Here is a 6,174-nt window from a genome sequence, read left to right on the forward strand (position 1 = left end):
TGGTGGCGGTGGTGGGGCCGATTGGGGCGGGCAAGTCCACCCTGGCCAATGCCCTGCCCCGCCTGCTGGAGATCCAGCCGGGGCAAGTGTTTCTGGATGGGCAGGATATTACCCAGCTTCAACTGGGATCCCTGCGCCGCGCCATTGCCTACGTGCCCCAGGAGAGCTTCCTCTTCAGCGCCACCGTTCGGGACAACATCCGCTATGGCAAGCCCCAGGCGGAAGATTGGGAGGTGGAATGGGCCGCCAAAGCCGCCCACATCCACGCCGAGATCCTCCACTTTCCCAAGGGCTACGACACGCTGGTGGGGGAGCGGGGCATCACCCTTTCCGGCGGCCAGCGGCAGCGGGTGGCCCTGGCGCGGGCGTTGCTGGTGGATGCGCCGATTTTGATTTTGGATGACTGCCTCTCCAGCGTGGACAACCAGACGGCCCAGGCCATTCTCCGCCACCTGCGCCAGGCCACGGCCCAGAAAACGGTGATCTTGATTACCCATCGCCTCACGGCGGCGGTGGAGGCGGATCAGATCTGGGTCATGGACCAAGGTCGCATCGTGCAGCAGGGATACCATGCCCAGTTGTTGGCCGATGCCGACGGCCTCTACGCCCGCCTCTGGGCCAAGCAAAAGCTGGAAGAGGCCCTGGCCTAGGTTTTCTCTGGCCAGAAAGCCGGCCCAGCGGCTACCCTAAGCTGCAAGGCTGTGGGGAGGGGCAAAAGCATGGGAAGCAACGGGATCGATCTGCGCCAATTGCTCGGCCAAGCCGGGATCCAACCCCAGTTGGTCCAGGGATCCCTAGAGGGGGTGCAGGTCAGGGGTCTGTGCACCGATTCGCGCCAGGTGCAGGCCGGGGATCTGTTTTTGGGGATGCCGGGATCCCGTGTCGATGGCGGCGAGTTTGTCCGGGCGGCGCTTACCGGAGGAGCGGCGGCAGCCCTCATCTCGCAGGAGGCGTGGAAGCAAGTCAGCGGAGAGGCTGAAGGGAGCAGTCAGCCCATTTTGGTGTGGCCCCGCGCCGGCTTGAACCGGGCTGTGGCCCAGGTGGCGGCAGCCTTCTATGGCTTTCCGGCCCGCCAGCTCATCCTGGTAGGGGTGACGGGCACCAACGGCAAAACCACCACCACCCATCTCATCGAACATCTGCTGCAGGCTGCCGGTCGCCCCACTGCCTTGCTGGGCACCCTCTACAACCGCTGGCCCGGCCACTGCCAGGTAGCCCCCCACACCACCTTGTTTCCGCTGGAGCTGCAGCGCAGCCTGAGAGAAGCCAAGGCAGCCGGCGCCGAGGTGGCGGTGATGGAGGTCAGCTCCCATGCCCTGGCCCAGGATCGGGCTTGGGGGTGTAGCTTTGCCGCTGCCGTCTGGACCAACCTCACCCAGGATCACCTGGATTTCCACGGCAGCATGGAAAACTACTGGCAGGCCAAAGCCACCCTGTTCCGGCCGGAGTACTTGCAGGGGCGAGCGGTGGTCAACGCCGACGACGAGGGCGGACGGCGGCTGCTCGAAGCCATCCCAGCCCCTCTGGAGCCCTGGGCCTACTCCCTGCAGCCCCTCGAAGGGATCCCTGCCCTCTGGCCCAGTGACGTTCAACTTCACCCCAACGGCCTGCAGGCAACCCTGCACACTCCTTTGGGCAGCTTTGCTGTGGCAGCGCCGCTGGTGGGATCCTTCAACCTGGCCAACCTGCTGGCGGCAGTAGGGGTGGCGCTGCACCTGGGGATCCCTGTTGAGGTTATCCAGTCGGCCCTGCCCCATTTTCCCGGTGTGCCGGGGCGGATGGAGCGGGTGAGCCTGCCGGGGCAGGACATCACGGTGATCGTAGACTATGCCCACACCCCCGATGGGCTGGAAAACCTGCTCAAGGCCCTGCGCCCCCAAGTTCAAGGCCGGCTGATCTGCGTCTTTGGCTGCGGCGGGGATCGCGACCGGGGCAAGCGCCCGCAGATGGGCCGCATTGCTGCCACCTGGGCCGATCGGGTGGTGGTAACCTCGGATAACCCCCGCACCGAGGATCCGCAGCAGATCCTGCAGGACATTTTGGCCGGGATCCCTGGATCCCCCTGGGCGGTGGAGGTGGATCGGCGCCAAGCCATCCGCCTGGCCATCCTGGAGGCCCAGCCGGGCGATACAGTCGTGATTGCCGGCAAAGGCCACGAAGACTACCAGATCCTGGGCACCGAAAAAATCCACTTCGACGACCGGGAAGAAGCCCGCGCCGCCCTGTCCCTAACTCCCCTCTCCCTCAGGGAGAGGGGCCGGGGGTGGTCGCGCTAGCGGCGCGGAGCGCCTGGGTTGACTCCCTCAGGGAGAGGGGCTGGGGGTGAGGGTTAAGCTACTCCTGCCCTCTGTTCTGCAGCATCAGCTCCACAAACTCCCGGAAGAGATGGTCGGCATCGTGGGGGCCGGGGCTGGCCTCTGGGTGATACTGCACGGAAAAGAGGGGTAACTGGCGGTGGCGGATCCCGGCCACGGTGCGGTCATTGAAGTTAAGGTAAGTAACTTCTACTTCCTCAGCCGGGATCGAAGCGGCCTCCACCGCAAAGCCGTGGTTTTGGCTGGTGATCTCCACTTCCTTCTCCAGCCCACAGGGGTGGTTGAGGCCGCGGTGGCCGAACTTGAGCTTGTAGGTGGATCCGCCCAAGGCCAAGCTGAGGATCTGGTGGCCCAGACAGATGCCAAACATCGACTTCCCGCTTTGCAGCAGCGCCTGGGTGGTGCGGATGGCCGTCGTCTCTGCCGCCGGATCCCCGGGCCCGTTGGAGAGGAAGATCCCATCCGGGTTGTAACTCAAGATCTCCTCAGGGCTGGCGTGGGCCGGCAACACCATCACGCGGCAGCCGTAGCGGGCCAGGCGGCGCAAGATGTTGCGCTTGATGCCAAAATCCAGCGCCACCACCCGCAGGGGAGGATCCGGGATCCGGATCCCTTGGCTGCGGCCATAGTCCCAATCGGCGGGGGTGGGCTCCAGCCACTCGTAGGGCTGGGGCGTTGTAACCTCTGCCACCAGGCTCAGCCCCTGCATGGCAGGGGCCTGGCGCACCCGCTCCAGCAGCGCCTGCGGATCCAAGATCTCCGTCGAAATGGCCCCGTTCATCACCCCCTGGGAGCGCAGCCGCCGCGTCAGGGCCCGCGTATCCACCCCGGCAATGCCCGGGATCCCGTGCTGCTTGAGGTAGTCAGGCAGCGTCCCCGTAGCCCGCCAGGAGCTGGCCAGGCGCGACACGTTGCGGGCGATGATCCCGGCGGCCTGGGGCCGGGCCGACTCCTGATCCAGCTCGTTGATCCCGGTGTTCCCCAATTCCGGGCAGGTGAACGTGATCAACTGCCCCCGGTAGCTTGGATCCGTCATCACCTCCTGGTAGCCGGTCATGCCCGTGTTGAACACCACCTCACCCACCGCCGTGCCTTCCGCTCCAAACGACCAGCCGGCAAAGGCCGTGCCATCGGCCAGCACCAGCAGAGCCGGCTGCCGAGCGTGCCAGGGGAAGACTTTTTCCGGAACTTCAAGAGTTAGGGAGACCATAACCAGTGAACCTACAGCAAACAACCACAAGCCACCCATAACTCCCCTCTCCCTCAGGGAGAGGGGCCGGGGGTGAGGGATGGGAGAGGGGCCGGGGGTGTTCGCGTGAGCGGCGCGGAGCGCTTGGGCTGGGATCGGCAGCCCGACCATCCTACCCCAACTAGCCTTCCTCTGCCTCGTTGGTCACGTTGCCACACTCAGGGTTATTGTCCTTGCGGAGAGTGCCGATCAAAGTGCTCACCACCACGCAGCGGTTTTCGCCCTGGGAGTAGGTGCTGCTGACCACAAAGCGCCCCAACTGACGCGCCCGCCCTTCCGAGTCGAAAACGGCCCTTCCGCCGTTGAAGGTATTGCTGGCAGTAACAAAATTATTGAGGCGCACCCACTGACAAGGGGTGGGCTCATCGCAAAGGCCTTCCTCGTCTTGGATCACCAGCGTGGGGACATTCGGATCTGAGTTATCGATTTCAACCACCCAAGCACGGCCTTGGAGAGAAGCTCTGGCGTTGGCGCGGGCGGTGCGCAGGGCTCGCTCCACCTTGTTTTGCGCGTCCTCCAATTGGATGCGCGCCCAGATGTTGATCCCGGAGGGAACGGCCAGCCCGGCCAGAATGCCGATAATGACCACCACCGCCAGGACTTCTATCACCGTGAAGCCCTGGGATCGAAGCGGCCGCGCCGGGCCAATGGTTTTTTTCTCCAAGGCCAACATGGTGGACATTCCCCCTAGGAGAGTTGACGGTTGATAACACCGCGGGCAAGAACCCGAGTTTGCAGCGGCAGCAGGTAGCGCGACACCTCTGAGATATCGACGCTGGTGGCATCCTGAATGTAGCGACGGAAGAGGCCGGGGTTGGCCCGCTCCATGGCCGTGGCCGTGATGTTGATGACCACATCCTGGGGTCGGTCGGCGCCGGGGCTGCGCCGCACGCAGACGTAGAAGCCCACGTCGTTCTGGTTATCTGCCAACCCTGAGAAGGTGACGCCGTTGGGTTTGCCGCCGCCAAAGGCATAGCCCTGCGGGCAAGCGGGTGCAACCTGCGGACTCCCCTCCCGGCTGCTGAAGATGTTCGAGACCAGAGTTATCAGGCGAGGGCCATCCGCCCTGCTGGCAATGGGGATCTGGCGTGCTCGGGCCTGCTCGGAAGGCCAAGCAAGGAAACCTTCCCGGAACGGATCGGGATCTTCAACAAAGAACGGGCTGCGACCAGCGCAGTCATTTTGACCCTGAGTGTTGAGGGGGCGTAACTCAAAACGCTCGATCCGCGCGTTGCCTTCCCAAGGAGTGTCCCCTGTTGGGTTGCCGGCGTTGTTGTAGTTGCGGCGCAGGTAGTACACCACCAGGGTGTAAATGCCGCGGCGGCTGAGCAGCGTTTCCCAATCCGCATTTCTGCCGTTTGTGAGCGGGAACCCAGCAGGTGGTTCAGCAGGCAAGGTAGCACGGCCTTCGCGAATCTGTTGCAAGGTGGGGTTGCCCGCGTAGCATCCCCGCGGGATCGGTTCCAGCTTCCAAAGGGCAACAACCGGGATAGCGTCATCGGGGCGGCGGATCCAGCCTGGCTCGTAAAGCCGCTGGGTAACATCTGGGATCCCGTCTCCGTTGGGCTGTTCGGTGTCGTTGTAAATGTAGAGAGCTTCTGCCAGATCCTGCTGGATATATTCCATGGCCTGGGTTAGCTCCGCCTGCACCTGGGTGCGGCCCGTCTCTTCCCGATCCAGCCGCATCGTCTCGATGACGATCATGGCGGTGGCCAGGAGAAAGATGGAGGCAATCAGCAGCGAGACCAACAGCTCGATGAGGGTAAACCCTCTGCTGGCTCGGCGGCGAAAGATCCTGAAAAACATAGGGAAACACCCCCATCTTGCAACAGGTTTTGCGGGAAGGAACTTAGGCTCTACCTCAGGTTTCAACAGGACTGGCAGGCAGGGGGAAAGCCCGGCACCTCTCGATGGGATCCGCACCTATGGTAATGGCTATCTGCCGGCAAACATCTCCCAAGTTGGCGGCGGAGTTAATTTCTACAAAGGAGGTGGCCATGGGAAAGAGCCAGACATCGGCATTGGCCAAGTTTTGGTTGGCTGAAACCAGCTCCGTTCCCAATCCAGGCAGCGCTTGGCGCGTGTCTGGATCAAAAGAAAAGCGGTGGTAAACCCGCACGCCCAGGCGAAAGCTGCAGGGCACCCCCTCAATAACCGTTCTTTCCCGCCGGTCGATGCAGGGCGCCCCCTCGTCGCGGAAGGTTTGGATGACGTATTCTTCCGGGTTCCGCCCCGGCACTTGAACTTGCGCCAGGCGAAGGGAATAGTTGTCTTTGTGGGTGTAGTTGCCGGCATTTGCATCGGCGGGCATCTCGTCAGGGGGTGGGGTGTTGGCCAGCGGATCTTCTCCCACTCTGGGCAGACGATCCCGTTGAGCCGGATCCTGAAAAGCCTTTGGAGCAGCCGACAGCTCGATATCCACCAGGGTGCGGATGCGATCCACCTCCTCCTGGGCCAGGCGATTGGCCAGCTCTACCCGCTCGCTCATGGCGCGCCGGTAGGCAACTAAGGTAAGGGCAGGGGCAAGAGCAGTCATGGCCAGCGCCACGATGATCACCGAGGCCAACACCTCAATGAGGGTAAAGCCCTCTGCTGCCGATTGCCGCCAAA

General features: G+C 63.5%; 6 protein-coding genes. 2 read left to right on the forward strand and 4 right to left on the reverse strand.

From position 1 onward, the window contains the following. Both NW857_RS11860 and NW857_RS11865 read left to right on the forward strand, forming a co-directional pair. Positions 1-650, forward strand: a 650-nt coding sequence (locus NW857_RS11860; RefSeq protein WP_414369041.1) for an ABC transporter ATP-binding protein, incomplete at its 5' end; no start/stop codon positions are given. 69 nt (positions 651-719) lie between these two features. Further along, positions 720-2,276 carry a UDP-N-acetylmuramoyl-L-alanyl-D-glutamate--2,6-diaminopimelate ligase gene (locus NW857_RS11865; protein WP_414336845.1) on the forward strand — a complete coding sequence of 519 codons (1,557 nt, stop codon included), beginning with the start codon at positions 720-722 and terminating at the stop codon, positions 2,274-2,276. Positions 2,277-2,334: 58 nt separating this feature from the next. Here the strand turns inward: NW857_RS11865 and carA are convergent, their stop codons facing one another. From carA to NW857_RS11885, 4 genes are all read right to left on the reverse strand, one after another. Next, positions 2,335-3,525, reverse strand: a complete 1,191-nt coding sequence (carA, locus tag NW857_RS11870; RefSeq protein ID WP_414369042.1) for a glutamine-hydrolyzing carbamoyl-phosphate synthase small subunit — start codon at positions 3,523-3,525, stop codon at positions 2,335-2,337. A gap of 160 nt (positions 3,526-3,685) precedes the next feature. Beyond that, the gene (locus tag NW857_RS11875; protein WP_414369044.1) at positions 3,686-4,237 is read right to left on the reverse strand and encodes a Tfp pilus assembly protein FimT/FimU; all 552 of its coding nucleotides are present in this window, start codon (positions 4,235-4,237) and stop codon (positions 3,686-3,688) included. Positions 4,238-4,251: 14 nt separating this feature from the next. Then, complete coding sequence (locus tag NW857_RS11880; RefSeq protein WP_414348082.1) at positions 4,252-5,370, reverse strand: PilW family protein; 1,119 nt, start codon at positions 5,368-5,370, stop codon at positions 4,252-4,254. Positions 5,371-5,425: 55 nt separating this feature from the next. Further along, positions 5,426-6,174, reverse strand: a 749-nt coding sequence (locus tag NW857_RS11885) for a prepilin-type N-terminal cleavage/methylation domain-containing protein (RefSeq protein ID WP_414369046.1), incomplete at its 5' end; no start/stop codon positions are given.

The sequence above is a fragment of the Synechococcus sp. H55.9 genome (assembly GCF_047462355.1).
In the GTDB taxonomy this organism is placed as follows: Bacteria; Cyanobacteriota; Cyanobacteriia; order Thermostichales; family Thermostichaceae; genus Thermostichus.